Annotated in this window: 1 protein-coding gene; it reads left to right on the top strand. The window is 46.0% G+C overall.

The genetic code is table 11. From position 1 onward, the window contains the following. Positions 1-708 precede the first annotated feature (708 nt). Positions 709-1,079: hypothetical protein (locus NUW87_RS11370; RefSeq protein WP_269028634.1), on the top strand; the 371-nt coding region annotated here is incomplete at its 3' end.

Below are 1,079 nucleotides of genomic sequence, written 5' to 3'. Positions count from 1 at the left end.
GTCGTTACGTGCATAAACCCGCGGTTGAGGGATTCATACACGCAGGAAATACAAGTGGTTCTTAAGCGCACATCTGTTGGCCACCCTTGTAACCCCTGTTGGTACCCCTTCGAGTGGTAGCGCATCAGACAACACCTGTGTACGGATCGACCTAGATTTCCTGAAGCCCTCTTTAGATAAACCTATCGGCCGCCAGACTGCTATAGTGTCACCGAGAACAACACTCGGGAAGATACTCTCTAGTACCTGGGTAGTCGGGTAGTACGGCTAAGGGTACGGTCTATCCTCCTTAGTTAGTGCCCTGAGATATTGGGCCGAGTACTACTGTTGGACCCCGCACGTATATCAGAGAGCTATAGCACAGGGCAAACCCTTGTCTGTAGAACCCTTGAATACCTAACCCTTGGGGAACATAAACAGCAACATAAACAAATTAAACCGGCGAGATCTATTGACGCGCATTTGTGTTCGAATTGCTAAGTAAATACTCTCTGGTTCAGAATTTGGGGATTTCAGCACTGCAACATTCTTCAGACGAAAGCATAACCCCGCAGCTGTAAAAAAAAAAAAAAAAGTGTGGAATTTTTTTCACCATTATTTGAGACCTATTCCATTAGATTCATCTCATCTCCCTTATCATTTTCATCCATATCATTTTTCTGCAAAAATTTTTGACCCGCCCACTCCCTTTTCAGCTCACCCATCATCATGGCCCATACCCGTAACCAAGAACTAGAGTCTCGCTTCAACACCCTGCAACATGGTTTACTTGAGACCCAACAAGAAGTGAAACAACTCAGTGCTACTATTGCCTCCCGTGATGCCTCCATGAATGCATCCATAAATGTAGCCGTGCAGTCCGCCATGGTAGAAGTCAAACATGAACTGACCACCCAGCTTGAATCTGTCTTTTCTGCACTCTGCACCAAACTCAAGCTCCCTACCGATGACTCTTTTCCTGATGCACATAAAAAGACTGAAGGTGAAACTTCTTCCCATTCCTTTCAACCCCATCACTTTCAAAGGGACATACGCCTTCCGCAGGTGGATGTAACCAAATTTGATGGCTCAGACCCCAC

It is taken from the genome of Corynebacterium pilbarense (assembly GCF_026930265.1).
Lineage (GTDB): Bacteria > Actinomycetota > Actinomycetes > Mycobacteriales > Mycobacteriaceae > Corynebacterium > Corynebacterium pilbarense.
Note: the sequence above shows the minus strand (reverse complement) of the source record. Positions and strands in the feature narration are given on the sequence as shown.